Genomic DNA, 16126 nt, shown 5'->3' with positions numbered 1-16126 from the left:
CATGAAAACCGCTCCCTTGCTCGCCGCGACTGCGCTCGCCCTCTTCGCCCCCGCCAGCTTTGCCCAGACCAAGGCGCCCGACCCTGCGCGATTGAAGACGACCGTCGAAAAGCTCGTCAGCTTCGGCACGCGCCACACGCTGTCCTCCGCCACCGATCCCAAACGCGGTATCGGCGCAGCGCGCAAATGGGGGGCGGCGGAGTTCGAGAAGATTTCCAAAGGCTGCGGCGGCTGTCTGAAGGTGGAGATGGTCGAGGATCGCTTCACCGGCCCGCGCGCGCCGGACGGCGTGAACGTCGTCGATGTGCTGGCAATCCAGCGCGGCACGGGCGATCCCAATCAGGTCGTGATCGTCGCGGGGCATATCGACAGCCGCGTGAGCGACGTCATGGATATCAACAGCGACGCGCCGGGTGCGAATGATGACGGTTCCGGCACGGCGCTCGTCATCGAGGCCGCACGCGTGCTGGCAGGCGAGAAATTCGATGGCACCATCGTCTATGCGCTGCTCTCCGGCGAGGAACAGGGGCTATGGGGCGGCAAGCTGCTCGCCGCGACGGCCAAGGCACGCGGCTGGCAAGTGCGCGCCATGCTCAACAACGACATCGTCGGCAACACGCTGGGCCAGAATGGCACCATCGTCGATCAGCGCGTGCGGGTATTTTCAGAAGGCGCACGCTCTGCCGAGGACATCAAGGCGGCGATGACCCGGCGCGGTATCGGCGGCGAGGATGACAGCCCCTCGCGCGCCCTCGCCAAGAAGATCGACGGCATTGCGGCGGGCAACCCCGCCATTGGTCTGGACGTATTCGCGGTACGCCGCCCGGACCGCTTCGGGCGCGGCGGCGATCATACTCCGCTGCTGGAGGCTGGCTATCCGGCGGTGCGCTTTTCCGTGGGCGTCGAGAATTACGACCGCCAGCATCAGGATCTGCGCACTGAAAACGGCCGCGAATATGGCGACACCGTCGCAGCGATGGACTTCCCCTATCTCGCCAAGGTCACCGCGCTGAACGTCGCGGCCCTCCGCGATCTGGCCAGCGCCCCTGCGGCCCCGGCGACGGTCAGTCTGGATGGCGCCGTTTCCTCCGACACGAAAGTCATGTGGGACGCCGTGCCCGGTGCCGTCGCCTACCGCGTCCGCTGGCGCAAGGCCGACGCGCAGGACTGGACCGACAGCCGCATCGTTAAAGACGCCACCGAAACGCTGCTGAAGGACGTCATCGTGGATGACACCTTCATCGGCGTCGCGGCAGTCAGCGCGAACGGCGCGGAAAGTATCGTGACGTTCGGCGGGATGGCCCCGCGGAAGTAGAACTACCTCCAAACCGTTCGCCCTGAGCTTGTCGAAGGGCCCTTCCTTTGAAGAAAGGGAAGGCTTCGACAGGCTCAGCCCGAACGGATTTGTTGAAAGCGAAGAATTACCGCGTCAGCTTCTTATACGCCAATCGTGTAGGCCGATCGGCCGCATCGCCCAGACGGCGGCGCTTGTCGGCTTCATAGGCTTCGAAGTTCCCCTCGAACCATTCCACATGGCTGTCGCCCTCAAACGCCAAGATATGCGTGGCGAGGCGATCGAGGAAGAAGCGGTCATGGCTGATGACCACGGCGCATCCGGCGAAATTCTCCAGTGCCTCTTCCAGCGCGCGCAGCGTTTCGACGTCGAGATCGTTGGTCGGTTCGTCGAGCAGGAGGACGTTGCCACCCTCCTTGAGCATCTTGGCCAGATGGACGCGGTTGCGCTCACCACCCGATAGCTGACCGACCTTTTTCTGCTGGTCCGGCCCCTTGAAGTTGAAGGCACCGACATAAGCGCGCGTCTGGATTTCATGCTTGCCGATGGTCATCAGGTCGTGACCGCCGGAGATTTCTTCCCAGACATTGTGGTTCGCATCGAGCGAATCGCGGCTCTGATCGACATAACCAAGCTGGACGGTGTCGCCGACCTGGATTTCGCCTTCGTCGGGCGTCTCCTGCCCGGTGATGAGGCGGAACAGCGTGGATTTACCCGCGCCGTTCGGGCCGATCACGCCAACGATGCCACCGGGCGGCAGCAGGAAATCGAGATTTTCGAACAACAGCTTGTCGCCATAGGATTTGGTCAGGCCGTGCGCTTCGATCACCTTGCCGCCCAGACGCTTGGGCGTCTGGATTACGATCTGCGCCTTGCCGGGTGCGCGGTTTTCCTGCTTTTCGACCAGTTCATCGAACGCCCGGATACGGGCCTTGGACTTGGTCTGGCGAGCCTTGGGGGACTGGCGAATCCATTCCAGCTCTTCCTTGATCGCCTTCTGACGACCGGCGTCTTCGCGCTCTTCCAACTCCATCCGCTTGCCCTTGGCTTCGAGCCATGCGGAATAATTGCCTTCATACGGAATGCCGCGCCCACGATCGAGTTCGAGCACCCAGCCCACGACATTGTCGAGGAAGTAGCGGTCATGGGTGACGAGAATGACGTTGCCGGTGTAGTTGATCAGATGCTGTTCGAGCCACTGAACGCTTTCGGCGTCGAGATGGTTGGTCGGTTCGTCGAGCAGCAGAATGTCAGGCTTTTCAAGCAACAGACGGCACAGCGCGATACGACGCTTTTCACCGCCCGAAAGGCTTTCCACGCCCCAGTCACCCGGAGGGCAACGCAACGCTTCCATCGCGATTTCAAGCTGATTGTCGAGCGTCCAGCCATCGACGGCGTCGATCTTTTCCTGAAGCGTGCCCATTTCTTCCATCAGCGCGTCGAAATCGGCGTCTTCTGGCGGATCGCCCATGATCTCGCTGATCTTGTTGAACCGGTCGAGCATGTCGGCGACGGGGCGCACACCATCCTTGACGTTCTCCATCACCGTCTTGCTGTTGTCGAGCTGCGGCTCCTGCGCCAGATAGCCCACGCGCAAGCCTTCAGCCGACCATGCTTCGCCGGTGAAGTCCTTGTCGTAACCCGCCATGACTTTCATCAGCGTCGATTTACCCGCGCCGTTGACGCCGATGATCGCGATCTTCGTACCCGGCAGGAATTGCAGGTGGATGTTGTTGAACAGCGGCTTGTTCGCGCCGGGGAAGGTCTTGGTCAGGCCCTTCATGACGTAGCTGTATTGGACGGCCATGTAAGAAGTCTCTCCACACTGGAATAGAGATAGAAACGGGATCGGGATATAAATGGGTTGGCGCCCGGTTAGCGGACAGCGCGGATATTGGCAAATGGGCAGATGCCCGCTACCCCTCAAACCATGCATAAAATCGGACTGACCCCGCTCGCCCTCCCCTTCCTCCTGCTTGCCGCGACTGCCAACGCACAATCGCCCGCCGTTGACGTGGCCGCGTTGCGCGATGCTGCGTTGAAAGACGATATCGCCATGGACATCGTGGAAGGCCTGACCACCGAAGTCGGCCCCCGCCCCGCCGCGACCGAGCGGGAAGCCAAGGCCCGCGATTGGGCCGTAGTGAAGCTGAAGGCACTGGGGTTCAGCAATGTGCGCATCGAACCTTATACGATGCCCGCATGGGTGCGCGGCGAGGAAACCGCCACGCTCGTCTCGCCCTTCCCGCAGAGCCTGACGATCACGGCGCTCGGCAACAGCGGCACGACCGGCAAAAAGGGACTGACGGCGGAGGTCGTGTATTTTCCGACACTCGCCGATCTGCAGGCGGCTCCCGATGGTAGGCTGAAAGGCAAGATCGCTTTCGTCAGCCATGCGATGAAGGCGACGCAGGATGGCTCCAGCTATGGCGCATTCGGTGCGGCTCGCTTTGCCGGTCCCGGCATCGCCGCGCAAAAGGGCGCAGCGGCGATCCTCATCAAATCCATCGGCACCGACAATCACCGCGTTCCGCACACCGGCGTCACGCGCTTTCCCGAAGGCGTAACGCCGATTCCCGCCGCAGCCCTTTCCGTACCCGATGCCGATCAGCTTGAGCGCGTGTTCAAGCGCGGCAAGCCCGTAACGCTGTCCCTGCTGCTCACCCCTCGCTTCAACGGCACCCAGCAGTCGGGCAACGTCATCGCCGAAGTGCCGGGCAGCGATCCGGACGCCGGGATCATCATGGTGACGGGGCATCTGGATAGCTGGGATCTGGGCACCGGCGCGATTGACGATGCTTCCGGCGTCGCCATCGTCACGGCGGCGGCCAAGCGGATCATGGACGCAGGCACGCCGCGCCGTACCATACGCATCCTGCTGGCAGGCGCCGAGGAAGTCGGCTCCTATGGTGGCAACGCCTATTACGAGGCCCACAAAAGCGAACCGCACGTCCTGACATCCGAGTCCGATTTCGGCGCCGACCGCATCTGGCGCGTCGATTTCGCCTTCCCCACAGCGGCCAAACCCGTTGCCACGCGGATCGCATCGGCCCTTGCGCCGCTGGGTATCAGCGCCGGTGCACAGCGCGCGGGCGGTGGCGCGGACAATGCCAAATTCGCCGATGCGGGTATCGCGACCATCGATCTGCAACAGGACGGCACCCGTTATTTCGATCTGCACCACACCGCGGATGATACGCTGGACAAGATCGATCCCCAGCAACTGCGGCAGAATGTCGCGGCCTGGACGACTGTTTTGGCCATCGCTGCCAATGCACAAGAAAGTTTGCGATAAAAGTGAACTTATGTAGTAGAGAACACGTCGTCGCGTGATTCCATCGGTTCACCGGCGCAAAAAAACGTTGATTTGTGGACCGCACACACTAAAGCGGGTCGCTCGCGTAAGGCCATATAAAACCTGCCGCGTGCTAATGCTATGGGAGCCATACAAGATGAAGAAGATCGCTGTAGTTTTCGCTTCGGCCAGCCTGATGGCGCTTGCCGCTTGCGGCGAAAAGCCCGCCAACGAAACTGCGAACGCTTCGAACGCAGTTGTCGAAAACGTCGTTGAAAACGCCGCTAACGCGATGGACAACGCTGCCGACAACACGATGAACGCTGCGAACGCTGTGGAAAACGCTGCGGGCAACGCAATGTAATCCACGCTTATTGCGTGAAATTAAAAGAGGCGGGTCGCATCAGCGGGCCGCCTCTTTTTTCGTCTGCCGTCTGGCATCTGGAACTGCGGCTTGCGGTTCAATTCCCCGTCATGCTGAACTTGTTTCAGCATCCATCCCGCCATTTGGAGCGGAGGTGCGGGGTGAGAAATGGACCCTGAAACACGCCTGTCCTGAGCACGTCGAAGGGTTCAGGCTGACGGCTTTTCCATGCTGAAAACTTTGATGTTCGCTTTAGCTTCTGATGCCACCGGCTTGTATCCCTGCCGTGCAAAGTCTTTTCGCCACAGGCCACCGCATCAAAACGGTATCGCCGCCCCATCCCACGCGAACAGGCCGCCGCTATCGGCAGGGGACAAGCGATCCAGCACGCCCAGCAGATATTCTGCGCTTTGGTCGGGCGTAAAAAGATCGTCCGCATCGCGGCCCCGCGTAAACGGCTGCGACAAATCGCTGGTCACAGTGCCGGGATGCAGCGCTACGCACAACGCCTCCGGTCTGTTGCGCCCCAGTTCGATCGCCAGCGTCCGCACCATCTGATTGAGCGCAGCCTTCGACGCGCGATAGCCATACCAGCCGCCCAGCCGATTATCACCGATACTCCCGACGCGCGCCGACAACGCCGCGAACACGGCCCGCCCCTCACGCGGGAGGAGCGGAAGGAAGTGCTTGGCTACCAATGCCGGACCAATCGCATTGACGGCAAAACTATTGGCAAGCCGCTCCGCATCCAGCACGCGCCAGCTTTTCTCCGGCTGCTGCGCGCCATCGTGCAACATGCCGGTGGCGACAAACACCAGCCGCACCGCCCCTAACGCGCCAGCCCGATCCGCCGCCGCAGCGATACTGCCCTCATCGCGCAAGTCGATGGCACCGCAGACAACCCCGTCGACCGTCTCCACCGGACGACGACTGAGCGCCAGAACCGCGCCAAAGCGATCATCCCGCGCAAGACGTCGCACCACCGCATCGCCAATCGCGCCTGACGCGCCGATCACGACTGCGACATCGGGCATCACCGCGCGCCAGCACCTGGCGCGTCCCGCCATTCGCCCGGCGGCACATCGTCCAGCGTCCAGTCCCCGATGCGCCAGCGCACCAGCCGCAGCGTCGGATGCCCGACCGCTGCGGTCATCCGTCGCACCTGCCGGTTGCGCCCTTCCCGGATCGTCACGCGCAGCCAGCAATCCGGCACGCTCTTGCGGAACCGCACCGGCGGGTCGCGGGGCCACAATGCCGGATCGTCGATCCGCTCCACTTCGGCCGGCAATGTCCGCCCGTCTTTCAGATCGACTCCGCGCCGCAGCCGGTCGATCTCCGTATCCTGCGCATCGCCTTCGACCTGCACCAGATAGGTCTTGGGCGTCTTGAACTTTGGGTCGGCGATCCGCGCCTGCAACCGCCCGTCGTCGGTCAGCAGCAACAGCCCTTCGCTATCCAGGTCGAGCCGACCTGCCGGATACACGCCCGGCACCTTGATATGATCGGCCAGCGTCGGGCGCGGCGGCCCGGTGCGTTCGTCGGTGAACTGGCACAGCACGCCATAGGGCTTGTTGAACAGGATCAATCGCGCCATGCCGTCACTCCTCATCGTCGAAAGCGACGCTGCCCTGATCGACGAGCTTGCCGATCAGCGCGAGGATATCCTGAGATACGCCCGGATCGACTGCAAACTGATCCTGTGCACAAAGTTGCTCCACAAAAGCAACGCCGTCCGCGCCAAATTCGAACCCCGTGCCATCGACGAACAGCGACACGCCTACAGCTCGCCGAATGAAGGAAAAGCGGCTGGCCGGGTTGCGGGACAGAGGAACGCCCTCACCAATCAACGCCTCCACCTCGGCCACCGAAACGCTCTCGTCGGGCTGCCACTCGGTATCGGGATATTTACGGCGGCTGTTATACGCGCCGAACCAGCGCGCAAAGGCATCGGCATCGCCCATGACATCGGTGATCATCGCGTGCAGCCGTGCCAGCGCTTCGGGCGATATCTCCCCCGGATGCGCTGTAGGATCGAGATCGCGATCCTCATATCGGTCGTCGTCGGGCAGGGCGTCGACGATATCGTCGCTCCAATCCGTGATCAGCTCGCTGCGCGCCGGTGCCCGAAAACCAACCGAATAGGTCATGCAATCGCCGCCCACCGCAACGCCATTATGCGCCATACGTGGCGGCACATACAGAATATCGCCCGGATCGAGCAGCCATTCGTCGGTGGCCTCGAACTCCGCCAGCAAGCGCACATCCTCATGCGGCAGCAAGGGCGTGTCGGCGTCACACATTCCGCCCACTTGCCACCGGCGCTGCCCCAGCCCCTGTATCAGAAACACGTCATATTGATCGAAATGCGGACCCACCCCGCCCCCGTCGGTGGCATAGCTGACCATAACATCGTCGATCCGCCAGTTGGGGATGAAGCGAAACGGTTCGATCAGCGCAGCAACGTCCGGCACATGATGATCGACTGCCTGCACCAGCAGCGTCCAGGGCGCCGGATCGTCCCGCGCAAAGCGGCTTTCGGCGAAAACCCCATGATCGACCGCCCAGCCTTCACTGCGCCGAGCGATGATCCGCGATTCGATCCCTTCCTCGCAGGCGAGCCCCGCCAGTTCGTCCGGCTCCAGCGGGTTGGTCCAGGCGGCCCATGCGGCCTTGATGAGCAACGGCTTCTTCTGCCAATAATCGCGCAGGAAAATGTCGATATCGAAGTTATTGAGGGGCATGGCTACCGGCCGGGAGGACACTGTCACTCCTGCCGCAACTGCATAGCCAGATGGGCGATTTCCGTCGGTTCCAATATCCAGGTCCGGGTCTTGCGCCCTTCCCGCGCCACCGGTCGCGTGAGCAGGACGCGGGCTTCGGCCTGATGCTGGGGTTTCAACGCAGCAAAGTGTCGCGCGCATTCGCGCAGATTGGCGATCAACGGCGCTTTTCCATCCAGATCGATCAGCGTCGCGGCTTCATCCCAGGCGATATTGGTCACGTCGATATTCCTTGGCAGTGCTGTGATGCCCTGCCTCTAGGATGCTTGCCCCGCCGGGTCAAAAGCCGATATCGCCCGCCAATATTGTCAGCGTCGTTTCGTCGCGCGCCCCGTCGAACCAACGGTCCAACGCTGCCCCGAACAAAGGCCCACCGCCCGCCGCCTCGAACAGCGTTAGTGACGACCGGAACTTGACAGCGTCCACATCGCCCAGCACGGCGGCCGCGCTCTGTCCATGCGGCAAATCCTGCATTGCGCCCACGCTGTCGCGCAGACGCTGTCCCAAAATGGCGTGGGCGAGATAAGCCCGCGCTTCGTCCAAAGACGCAAGGGCATAATGCTGGGCAATCGGGCTGCGACCCAGCCCGCGTACTTGCGGAAAGATGAACCACATCCAGTGGCTGGTCTTCCGGCCGCGACGCAGTTCGGACAGCGCCGTGGCATAGCTGTCTTTCTGAGCAGCCAGAAACCGCTGAAGATCGTAGGGGTCGATCTGGTCCGATCCCTGTGTCGCTATATCCTCTTGGCGCACGCGGTGTTCCTCGCGGTTGGACTATGCGGTTCGCAGACTATTTCCCGTCGAACTCACTGAATACCGATTCGACGGTTTGCGCCATGGACTCATCTTCAAGATCGATGGACACGACGATCCGGCTTTCCATGGCCGCGTCATCGCGTTCGTCTTCGGCTATTGTCGCCCGATCCGCGCCGCCTACATCCTCGCCAGCGCTATTTTCCTGCCCTTCAGGCGCAACGAAGATATCCGTCCGCTCAAAGCCATGTTCCTGCACCAGATGCTCTATAGCCAGTTCGGCCTGCCGTCGCGTGGCAAAGGTTCGTTCAATGGTCGTGCTCATGCGATCGCTCCTCGATTATGGCGATGTTCACGTCGTTTCACCGGGTGGATCGACGCACGATAGCGGCGCGCCGATCCACTTCCGGATGAAGGCGTCAAATCGACGAAGGATAATCCGGGGTACGCTGCACCGATGCTTCGGAGCTTAGCGGACCGCCAGCCAGACGAAGGTCCGGGGCGCTTCGCTCCGGGGTCTTGGCCTTGAGATATTTGTAACCGGCATAACCAACGGCGCCCAGCGCAGCTAATTTCAACAACATGGTCGTCTCCTTATACAGCATAAACTTCACCACCGGGGGGCCGCATCGCGCACGAACTCTACCCGGTAGCTGGGACAGGTAACGCCGCAGCTGCGCGAAAGTCGCATAGGTAAATCGCTAATCTGGATCAGGGCGGCCCTGTCGGCATGTCACGGGAAAGGGATGGGAACATTCAACCGGCCTCTCCATTACCTGCCCGACGTTGCGCCGCGGAATGGCACATGCAATAGGGGCCGCCCCCCGAAACCGGACACTCCAGAAAGACACCAGGCGATGCCCACGACCGCACTTGGCCTCGACTTTGGCACGACCAACAGCGTCGTAGCGCTGGGCGATGGCGAAGGAGATTCGCACCTCGTCACCTTCGTCGGCAAGGAAGCAACCGGCGAAGTGTTTCGTTCGGCGTTGTGCTTCTGGGAAGAAGAGCGCGGCTGGAACGGCGTTGCCTATGACGCTGGCCCATGGGCTATCGCGGAATATCTCCAGTCCCCCCTCGACAGCCGGTTCGTTCAGTCGTTCAAGAGCGTCGCGGCCAGCCCCCTGTTCGAACGCGCCCAGATTTTCGGGCGGAATTTCCGGTTCGAGGATTTCGGCAGACTGTTCCTGCAAAAGCTGGTGGCCCATTCGGGTGGCGCCCTCGCCACCCGCCCCGATCGCGTCATCGTCGGCAGGCCCGTCGAATATGCAGGCGCGCGACCCGACCCGGAACTCGCGCGCAAACGCTACGATCTGATGCTCGAAGGATTCGGGGTCGATCTCCATTATGTCTACGAACCCCTCGGTGCCGCGTTCAGCTATGCCTCGCGCCTTACCGAACCGGCGACGGTGCTGGTCGCCGACTTCGGTGGCGGCACGACCGACTTTTCCGTGGTCCGCGTCGCAGAACCCGGCGCTAAGCGGCGATGCATCCCGCTATCCTCATCGGGCGTTGGCATCGCGGGAGACCGTTTCGACCGGCGCATCATGGACAGGCTGGTGTTGCCCTTGCTGGGCAAAGGGACACCCTACCGATCCTTCGGCAAGGAACTGGAGATACCCGGCGGCTACTTCGTGGATTTCTCCGACTGGTCCCGCCTCGCGCTCATGCGCAACCGGCGCACCCTCGACGAGCTACGCAAGCTGCAACGCCATTCCCTTGATCCAGAACCACTTGGCCGGATGATCGCGCTTATCGAGCATGAGCAGGGCTTTCCGCTCTACGACGCCATCGGCACGCTGAAGCGCAACCTGTCCCAGGCCGAGGAAGCGCAACTCGATTTCACCGGCGGCGGCGTAGACATCTCCGCGCGCGTCCTTCGCACGGATTTCGAACAGTGGATCGCCGAAGACCTGCGCCTGATCGAAACCGCAATGGACAGCGCCCTGACGCGGGCAGGCATAACCGCCGACCAGATCGACCGGGTTTTCCTGACCGGCGGCTCCTCCCTGATTCCCGCCATCCGTTCGCTGTTCTACAGGCGTTTCAGCACCGATCGCATCGCCACCGGCGGCGAACTCACCTCCATCGCCCACGGCCTCGCGCTGATTGGCAACGAACCGAGCTTGACCGAGTGGACGGTGTGACGGCCAGCCCCGTTCTCTTCAGTTTTCGCCGCTGCCCCTATGCCATGCGGGCGCGGCTGGCGTTGGCCATCAGCGAAACGCCGTACGACCTGCGCGAAGTCAAACTATCCGCCAAGCCGCCTGAAATGCTGGCCGCCTCGCCCAAGGGCACCGTCCCGGTGCTTGTCCTGCCCGATGGCCGGGTGATCGACCAAAGCCTCGACATCATGCGCTGGGCGCTCGCCTTCAACGACCCCGAAGGCTGGCTCACGCGGGACGACCCCGCGCTGATTGCTGCCAATGACGGCCCGTTCAAACATAATCTCGACCGCTATAAATATCCCGACCGCCACCAGTCCGACCCCATCGCGCATCGCAACGAAGCCCTGACATTTCTCCGCGAAATCGATTCCCGCCTGTCCGCCGCCGGTCAGCTATGCGGCTCGAGGCGCGGTATCGCCGATGCCGCGATCCTGCCATTCATCAGGCAATTTGCCGCCGTCGACCCGGTCTGGTTCGAAGCGCAGCCCCTCCCCCATCTCAAGGCCTGGCTTGCCAACCATATCGGCTCGGCGCTCTTCGTGAAAATAATGGCCCGTGGGACCATTTCCTGAAAGATCGGGAAATTTGGTGGAGGAGGGACCGGAATAGAATCTATCAAGTATTTGAATTGTTTTCCAAAATCCAGTTCGGACTTCGGGCGACGCCCCCAAAAAGGCCCTAAAAATTCTGGCCTGAAAAGGCACTCGAACCAAGTACGTTCAAGGTCGCTCGATGGTTGGGCCCAGGTGAATTTCTATCCCTTTTTGCAACATATCGCAATCGTCGCCATTGCGCCATTTGTCGCCGACCAACGGCTCACTTCTATTTCCGACAGCGGTCGTTCGTTCAGGTTCAGGCGGTCATCCGCCGATGGAAAAGCAGACGGACGGCCGTCGACCAAAGTTGGTCGTTCCAGATTGGCCCTGCCGATCCTGAAATCGGCCGTTCGTGATGCACAAATCAAAAGTTTTGCATCAAGCTGGAGAGTGCAAGCCACCAATGTGATCTCGCCCGATGGCGCACATTAAACCGGCATGGTATTTCAACGTGATGATTACAGCACTCGACGCCCCCGCTAACGTACTTGATGCAGACGAAAAGTCATTCATCGCCAAGATACGTCAGCACGGATGGTTCGACACCGCTGTGTCAGGGGACGATGAGGGGCCGGGGTTCTCCTACACTAGTGGGCTGTGGGTGAACGCTTGCCAACCCGAAGTTATCATGTTCAGCATGAAGCGCGAGATTGCGCATGATGTGTTCTGGGACCTGTTTCGCGATGCTCAAGCCGGCAAGGGCTTAGAGCAAGGGGTTCAAACGGATCAGGTGTTCGCCAACCTTCCAGCCTATGCCTTTCCCGTCGCTAAGAGATACTACCGGGAATACCTCGGATGGAACCGGTGGCTATATGCAGGAGACAATTTTCCCTGCATTCAGATTGTCTGGTCAGATCGCGAGGGTGTGTTCCCTTGGCAGGAGGGATTCGATCTAACATTTGCAAATGATCAACCCGACCTGACCGAAAGTGGGTGGGCGGCATCGGTCAGCGACTAAGACCGTATCCCCGCCGCTCTTTCCTGTTTTGATGCAAAAATCACGGCTTTTGCATCACTCCGGGAGCGACGTAATTCCTGGCGCTTCCACTATGCAGATATCCGATGCACGCGAACGCTGCTGCGCTCGCGGATAATCGACCACTTATTGCCATTGAGATCACAATGGCGCTGGCCCGGTTGCGGACATTCAACGGGCCGGTTATTCTGCTGATATGGGCAAGCGCAGCGGTGTCATCGATCATGAAGAGGGGTTGGCCAAATTGAGTTTGGCCGAACTCGACAACGAAATCGCAAGATGCAAAACGCGCTTGGGCATTGCCCCCAGCACTCAGCAGAAAAAGCAATTTGAAAGCCGCATACACTGGCTTGAGAGCTTCCGGCAAAGATATCACGCCGATGAGTGATGTGATGCTTTCGACCAGTTGTGGACGTTTAGGCCCGATTTTCCGAAAGCCCACAGCAGAAAGACCGGAATGATGGTCATCTCTCGCCAGCGGAATTCTTGCCCGCGTTGTGCCGTTCCGAATGCGCTGCTATCCTCAATCCAAGGGGGCCGAGAGCATGAACGTCTATCAAATTATCGTCGTAATATGCGGGCTGATCGTATCAGCGATAAGCATATTTGCCGTAATAGTGATCGCGCGATCGCCATATTTCACGCGGAAACCACTTTGGATTATCGGTTCGCTGGTTGGATTTTTAGGCCTTGGTATAAGCTGGACCTCTCCTGATGATTTGGTTTTGCTGTTTGGTATTTCGATCCCGGTCATAAGCGTGTTTAAAGTGCTTCCATCTGGCCCGGTGATAGTGAAAATCTTCTTCCCGTTTGTCGCGATAGTAGCCCTGATAAGGCATATGACCTTTGATGATGAAGCCGCTGGTTAGCTGCATTGTGCCTTTTGGCTGCCCAAAAGCAGCCGTTCCGCCATCCACCCCTCAAGGCCGCCCCAGCCCCGCAAGGTTATCTGCGCCACCGATTCGCAGATGGTCGCGTTCGGGGCGGGGGCAAGCTGCCCAGCGTCATGCGACCATTCCCTGACAGAAACGCGTAATTTCGCCTCTCCACAGCGGACCAGTTCTTGAACCTTGGCCTTGGCGCCACGGACCCGCCCGGCTAAGCAGGTTCGTCAACGGGGTGTATAAAGGGGGAACAAGCTCAATGACAAAGAAAGCGATCCTACTGATATTTCTGCTCGCATTGCCGCAGGCCGGTTGGGCAGGCGGATATCACTATACTTACAAGTCCGGCGTATCGAGGGAGGAGTGGGACGCGGACCAGAAGGTCTGCATCGAAGCTGGCAAGGCCGCTGGCAAAAATCCCAGCGCACCAAGCCCCTATAATCCGATTACGCAAAGCACTGCTGCAGGTGCCGCCGGTGCAGGTTTCGCCGAGGGCTTTATGCGGGGTATGACGCGGCGCAAGGCAATGTATGGCACTTATTACCGATGCCTCAAGGCGCATGGATATGTGGAGCGCGAGCTTCCCAAGGAGGAGGCCAAGGCCGTGCGAGCACTCAAAGGCAAAGCGAATGACGATAAGGTTTACGAGATGGGCACGGCACTCAGCCCGCCGCATCCGATCATGCCGGAAGACCAATACGACTGATTTTAAAGATCTATGGTCCCCTTTTCGTTGCGAAGAATGACTGGAGGCGACCATTTGTAACCTCGAAAGGGAACCAGATGGGGCGTCAGTTGCGGACGATAATTTATCGTGCGATGAGTGCGTCATGTTGTCGATCATCGCCATTCTATTGGCTGGCGCGTCGCCGACGACCTCCCAGCCCACGATAAACTGCAAGACGCTATGCAGCGTCACTCAGGGTAGATTTACTTTCCTGGTCGCCCCACGCTGGTTAGCGCTCGTCCATATTGATGGGATGACTGCTGACAGGTTCACCTTGAGGCTGACAAAATCCCAAAAGGATTTCGACATAGGCAGGGTGTTTTCGGGCGAGTTTAGCAAACCCATCGTTGTTGAGCGCAACCCTAGGAAGTTCAGAAAAATCCGTGGCCGCTTCGCCCTTGAGACACTTATGGCTGATCTTGAAAAGGCACCTGCGATCTACATCGACGATTGCGGTTATCATTTCCAATCGGACCCAAATGCCATCGTGACGAATAGTTTCTGTGCCGAAAATCTACATGGAATCGGCGCTGCCATTGCGTCTGCGCGGAAGCAGATGGTGGCATCCTCACGCGGGCGGCTTGATGCCGTCATCACAACCAAAGCGGACTGACCGCTACCCATCCATGGCGCTTGGAGGGGGCATCGGTCAGCGCAAGTCGCTCATTTAGTTGGCAACCGGCGGCGACGCTACATCTGCCGCCGCAGGCGTTGAAACAGGCACTGTCATAGACGACGACGGCGCCGCTTCGGCAAATTGTAACACCACGTCCTCACCAATGAACCCCTTAACCTGCGCGCCGACAGCAACTCGGGCGCTGGTGCCGGTTGTGAAGAATCCCACAACAGGGATCAGGACGGCAGCAGCAACAACGCCACCCGTGCCCGTGACGCCCTTGTCGTCGAAAGTCCCGGTCAATCGAATTTGTCGACCATTGACGCTGACATAAAGCAGGTTTGCGGTAAGGTGCCCAGACTTACCTCACATGCCCTTATTACGGACTTCGGTGATTTCACCGACGGCAGGGGAAGCGACTGGAATCACGACCTGGCCATTCACCATTACAGGCTCGACAACGGTCAGCTGGAAGTGCTGTCCGACACGCAATTTTTTACCTTCGGTCGTTAACTGCTCCTGGAGCTTGAGCTGTATCTCCGTGCCAGTGCGCAATACATTGGCTGGCGCAGGACCGACCGCTAACACAGGGGTCGTCGGTGCAGCCACTTGAGCACTTACGGATGGCGCAATGGAAGTCGCGCACAGCAGCGCAAGCATAAGAATTTTCATGATGTTTCCCCGTTTAGGTCTGTCCCCAGACCTGCCTTCTAGATGTCGGGTACGAAGTGCCAAGTCAAGTGAACTGTCGGGCCCCAGTTCGGCCTCTTGAAAAAATCGGGTCCATCTAACGGCAATCGACCAGTGCTTGCCATTCCAGATTTGGTGCGGCTTGCCTAAGAACGGTCCTTCATGCATCCTCATTTCATGCGGGATGAGCGACAATGTGTTTTCGAGACAATCGGCGCATTTCTGAGCGGCTCTGGCGGTAAATGGGACTGGGATGATTTTATATCCTGCTCGCTAATGAACCCTGAATTAGATAAGATCCGACGCCAAGCCGCTGCTATTGATTTGCCGCTCGATGCGGAAGGTGCGGACACATTAAAGGCTTTGCTCGTCCAAGTAGAGCAGTTCACCGGCGATGATCCAAAAAAACAGAAACCTTGGCGCGTGGAATTCGGCATGGCCTGCGGCTTGGCCGTGGGCGCAGTTCTATGGTGCGCAAGTTATCTAGATGGCGGCGGCCCATTTCAAAATCTCCAACTGATCCTGTTCCCAGCCGCCATCGGCATTACCGCTGTGGCGTTGCGTAATAAGCGAAAACAACTTGGCATCTACGACCCCGAAATCATCGCGCGGAATAAAGGCGGCAGGGTCTAAGTATGCACAATCGAACAACTAAAGACATTTAGCGCCGATAATGTTGACGTGCTCCCCTGAATTGTGACCATTTTTTGGTAGGGTCCGACGCCAAGGAGTCGGGCGATATGAAGCGAAGCAGGTTCAACGAAGAGCAGATCATAGCGATCTTGCAGGAGCAGGAGGGCGGCATGCCGACGGCGGAGGTTTGTCGCCGCCACGGGATCAGCTCTGCGACGTTCTACAAGTGGAAGTCGAAGTTTGGCGGGCTGGAGGTGTCCGAGGCCCGGCGGTTGCGAACGCTCGAGGAGGAGAACACCCGGCTGAAGAAGCTCTTGGCCGAGGCGATGCTCGACAATGCCGTGCTGAAG

23 protein-coding genes are annotated in these 16126 nt (G+C 59.8%); 13 read left to right on the top strand and 10 right to left on the bottom strand.

Annotated elements, in window-relative coordinates; translation table 11 throughout:
• Position 1 precedes the first annotated feature (1 nt).
• Positions 2–1315 carry a M28 family peptidase gene (locus tag LQ220_RS12615; protein WP_230188653.1) on the top strand — a complete coding sequence of 438 codons (1314 nt, stop codon included), beginning with the start codon at positions 2–4 and terminating at the stop codon, positions 1313–1315.
• Positions 1316–1421: 106 nt separating this feature from the next.
• On the opposite strand, the gene ettA is transcribed toward LQ220_RS12615, so the two are convergent.
• Positions 1422–3101 (bottom strand): energy-dependent translational throttle protein EttA, encoded by a 1680-nt coding sequence (gene ettA / locus LQ220_RS12610; RefSeq protein ID WP_230188652.1) that lies wholly within the window; start codon positions 3099–3101, stop codon positions 1422–1424.
• A 102-nt stretch (positions 3102–3203) separates the two neighbouring features.
• Between ettA and LQ220_RS12605 the strand changes: the two genes are divergently transcribed.
• Positions 3204–4589 carry a M20/M25/M40 family metallo-hydrolase gene (locus LQ220_RS12605; protein WP_230188651.1) on the top strand — a complete coding sequence of 462 codons (1386 nt, stop codon included), beginning with the start codon at positions 3204–3206 and terminating at the stop codon, positions 4587–4589.
• Between the two features lie 157 nt (positions 4590–4746).
• Positions 4747–4953: a hypothetical protein gene (locus LQ220_RS12600; RefSeq protein ID WP_230188650.1), complete on the top strand. Its 207-nt coding sequence runs from the start codon at positions 4747–4749 to the stop codon at positions 4951–4953.
• Positions 4954–5270: 317 nt separating this feature from the next.
• Here LQ220_RS12600 and LQ220_RS12595 read toward each other — a convergent pair whose 3' ends face one another.
• The 7 genes from LQ220_RS12595 to LQ220_RS12565 all read right to left on the bottom strand — a co-directional run bounded on the left by LQ220_RS12595 (position 5271) and on the right by LQ220_RS12565 (position 9070).
• Complete coding sequence (locus LQ220_RS12595; RefSeq protein WP_230188649.1) at positions 5271–5987, bottom strand: SDR family NAD(P)-dependent oxidoreductase; 717 nt, start codon at positions 5985–5987, stop codon at positions 5271–5273.
• Positions 5987–6547: a pseudouridine synthase gene (locus LQ220_RS12590; RefSeq protein WP_230188648.1), complete on the bottom strand. Its 561-nt coding sequence runs from the start codon at positions 6545–6547 to the stop codon at positions 5987–5989. Before LQ220_RS12590 ends, LQ220_RS12595 begins: the two co-directional genes overlap by 1 nt.
• 4 nt (positions 6548–6551) lie before the next feature.
• Positions 6552–7694 carry a cupin domain-containing protein gene (locus LQ220_RS12585; RefSeq protein ID WP_230188847.1) on the bottom strand — a complete coding sequence of 381 codons (1143 nt, stop codon included), beginning with the start codon at positions 7692–7694 and terminating at the stop codon, positions 6552–6554.
• Positions 7695–7717: 23 nt separating this feature from the next.
• Entirely contained in the window at positions 7718–7954 is a 237-nt protein-coding gene (locus LQ220_RS12580) for a hypothetical protein (RefSeq protein ID WP_230188647.1), read from the bottom strand.
• A gap of 58 nt (positions 7955–8012) precedes the next feature.
• Positions 8013–8486, bottom strand: a complete 474-nt coding sequence (locus LQ220_RS12575) for a DUF1810 domain-containing protein (protein ID WP_230188646.1) — start codon at positions 8484–8486, stop codon at positions 8013–8015.
• Positions 8487–8523: 37 nt separating this feature from the next.
• Positions 8524–8811, bottom strand: a complete 288-nt coding sequence (locus tag LQ220_RS12570) for a hypothetical protein (RefSeq protein ID WP_230188645.1) — start codon at positions 8809–8811, stop codon at positions 8524–8526.
• 94 nt (positions 8812–8905) lie between these two features.
• Complete coding sequence (locus LQ220_RS12565; RefSeq protein WP_230188644.1) at positions 8906–9070, bottom strand: hypothetical protein; 165 nt, start codon at positions 9068–9070, stop codon at positions 8906–8908.
• A gap of 273 nt (positions 9071–9343) precedes the next feature.
• On the opposite strand from LQ220_RS12565, the gene LQ220_RS12560 reads away from it, so the two are divergent.
• From LQ220_RS12560 to LQ220_RS12525, 8 genes are all read left to right on the top strand, one after another.
• A complete protein-coding gene (locus LQ220_RS12560) occupies positions 9344–10633 on the top strand; it encodes an Hsp70 family protein (protein WP_230188643.1) in 1290 nt (429 codons plus the stop codon).
• Positions 10630–11226, top strand: coding sequence for a glutathione S-transferase (locus tag LQ220_RS12555; protein WP_230188642.1), 597 nt, complete (start codon positions 10630–10632; stop codon positions 11224–11226). Before LQ220_RS12560 ends, LQ220_RS12555 begins: the two co-directional genes overlap by 4 nt.
• A gap of 174 nt (positions 11227–11400) precedes the next feature.
• Positions 11401–11682, top strand: coding sequence for a hypothetical protein (locus tag LQ220_RS12550; protein WP_230188641.1), 282 nt, complete (start codon positions 11401–11403; stop codon positions 11680–11682).
• Complete coding sequence (locus LQ220_RS12545) at positions 11669–12208, top strand: DUF4262 domain-containing protein (protein WP_230188640.1); 540 nt, start codon at positions 11669–11671, stop codon at positions 12206–12208. The genes LQ220_RS12550 and LQ220_RS12545 overlap by 14 nt, the downstream gene beginning before the upstream one ends.
• 214 nt (positions 12209–12422) lie before the next feature.
• Positions 12423–12614, top strand: coding sequence for a hypothetical protein (locus tag LQ220_RS12540; RefSeq protein ID WP_230188639.1), 192 nt, complete (start codon positions 12423–12425; stop codon positions 12612–12614).
• A 157-nt stretch (positions 12615–12771) separates the two neighbouring features.
• Complete coding sequence (locus LQ220_RS12535; protein ID WP_230188638.1) at positions 12772–13095, top strand: hypothetical protein; 324 nt, start codon at positions 12772–12774, stop codon at positions 13093–13095.
• A 274-nt stretch (positions 13096–13369) separates the two neighbouring features.
• A complete protein-coding gene (locus tag LQ220_RS12530) occupies positions 13370–13816 on the top strand; it encodes a hypothetical protein (RefSeq protein WP_230188637.1) in 447 nt (148 codons plus the stop codon).
• Positions 13817–13940: 124 nt separating this feature from the next.
• A complete protein-coding gene (locus LQ220_RS12525) occupies positions 13941–14450 on the top strand; it encodes a hypothetical protein (protein WP_230188636.1) in 510 nt (169 codons plus the stop codon).
• A gap of 54 nt (positions 14451–14504) precedes the next feature.
• Here the strand turns inward: LQ220_RS12525 and LQ220_RS12520 are convergent, their stop codons facing one another.
• Together LQ220_RS12520 and LQ220_RS12515 are read right to left on the bottom strand one after the other, a co-directional pair.
• Entirely contained in the window at positions 14505–14756 is a 252-nt protein-coding gene (locus LQ220_RS12520; RefSeq protein WP_230188635.1) for a hypothetical protein, read from the bottom strand.
• Between the two features lie 63 nt (positions 14757–14819).
• Positions 14820–15125 carry a hypothetical protein gene (locus LQ220_RS12515; protein WP_230188634.1) on the bottom strand — a complete coding sequence of 102 codons (306 nt, stop codon included), beginning with the start codon at positions 15123–15125 and terminating at the stop codon, positions 14820–14822.
• Between the two features lie 180 nt (positions 15126–15305).
• On the opposite strand from LQ220_RS12515, the gene LQ220_RS12510 reads away from it, so the two are divergent.
• Positions 15306–15776 carry a hypothetical protein gene (locus tag LQ220_RS12510; RefSeq protein WP_230188633.1) on the top strand — a complete coding sequence of 157 codons (471 nt, stop codon included), beginning with the start codon at positions 15306–15308 and terminating at the stop codon, positions 15774–15776.
• A gap of 107 nt (positions 15777–15883) precedes the next feature.
• On the top strand, positions 15884–16126 hold a 243-nt coding region (locus tag LQ220_RS12505; RefSeq protein WP_230188632.1), incomplete at its 3' end, for a transposase.

Source organism: Sphingobium sp. CECT 9361, assembly GCF_918741285.1.
Lineage (GTDB): Bacteria > Pseudomonadota > Alphaproteobacteria > Sphingomonadales > Sphingomonadaceae > Sphingobium.
Note: the sequence above shows the minus strand (reverse complement) of the source record. Positions and strands in the feature narration are given on the sequence as shown.

Bases quoted from the DNA above. Each gene is read 5' to 3' on its own strand.
- LQ220_RS12615 (WP_230188653.1), top strand. From the start codon at position 2: ATGAAAACCGCTCCCTTGCTCGCCGCGACTGCGCTCGCCCTCTTCGCC.
- ettA (WP_230188652.1), bottom strand. From the start codon at position 3,101: ATGGCCGTCCAATACAGCTACGTCATGAAGGGCCTGACCAAGACCTTC.
- LQ220_RS12585 (WP_230188847.1), bottom strand. From the start codon at position 7,694: ATGCCCCTCAATAACTTCGATATCGACATTTTCCTGCGCGATTATTGG.
- LQ220_RS12515 (WP_230188634.1), bottom strand. From the start codon at position 15,125: ATGAAAATTCTTATGCTTGCGCTGCTGTGCGCGACTTCCATTGCGCCA.
- LQ220_RS12595 (WP_230188649.1), bottom strand. From the start codon at position 5,987: ATGCCCGATGTCGCAGTCGTGATCGGCGCGTCAGGCGCGATTGGCGAT.
- LQ220_RS12560 (WP_230188643.1), top strand. From the start codon at position 9,344: ATGCCCACGACCGCACTTGGCCTCGACTTTGGCACGACCAACAGCGTC.
- LQ220_RS12565 (WP_230188644.1), bottom strand. From the start codon at position 9,070: ATGTTGTTGAAATTAGCTGCGCTGGGCGCCGTTGGTTATGCCGGTTAC.
- LQ220_RS12530 (WP_230188637.1), top strand. From the start codon at position 13,370: ATGACAAAGAAAGCGATCCTACTGATATTTCTGCTCGCATTGCCGCAG.
- LQ220_RS12510 (WP_230188633.1), top strand. From the start codon at position 15,306: ATGCATCCTCATTTCATGCGGGATGAGCGACAATGTGTTTTCGAGACA.
- LQ220_RS12545 (WP_230188640.1), top strand. From the start codon at position 11,669: ATGGCGCACATTAAACCGGCATGGTATTTCAACGTGATGATTACAGCA.
- LQ220_RS12525 (WP_230188636.1), top strand. From the start codon at position 13,941: ATGTTGTCGATCATCGCCATTCTATTGGCTGGCGCGTCGCCGACGACC.
- LQ220_RS12600 (WP_230188650.1), top strand. From the start codon at position 4,747: ATGAAGAAGATCGCTGTAGTTTTCGCTTCGGCCAGCCTGATGGCGCTT.
- LQ220_RS12540 (WP_230188639.1), top strand. From the start codon at position 12,423: ATGGGCAAGCGCAGCGGTGTCATCGATCATGAAGAGGGGTTGGCCAAA.
- LQ220_RS12570 (WP_230188645.1), bottom strand. From the start codon at position 8,811: ATGAGCACGACCATTGAACGAACCTTTGCCACGCGACGGCAGGCCGAA.
- LQ220_RS12535 (WP_230188638.1), top strand. From the start codon at position 12,772: ATGAACGTCTATCAAATTATCGTCGTAATATGCGGGCTGATCGTATCA.
- LQ220_RS12590 (WP_230188648.1), bottom strand. From the start codon at position 6,547: ATGGCGCGATTGATCCTGTTCAACAAGCCCTATGGCGTGCTGTGCCAG.
- LQ220_RS12605 (WP_230188651.1), top strand. From the start codon at position 3,204: ATGCCCGCTACCCCTCAAACCATGCATAAAATCGGACTGACCCCGCTC.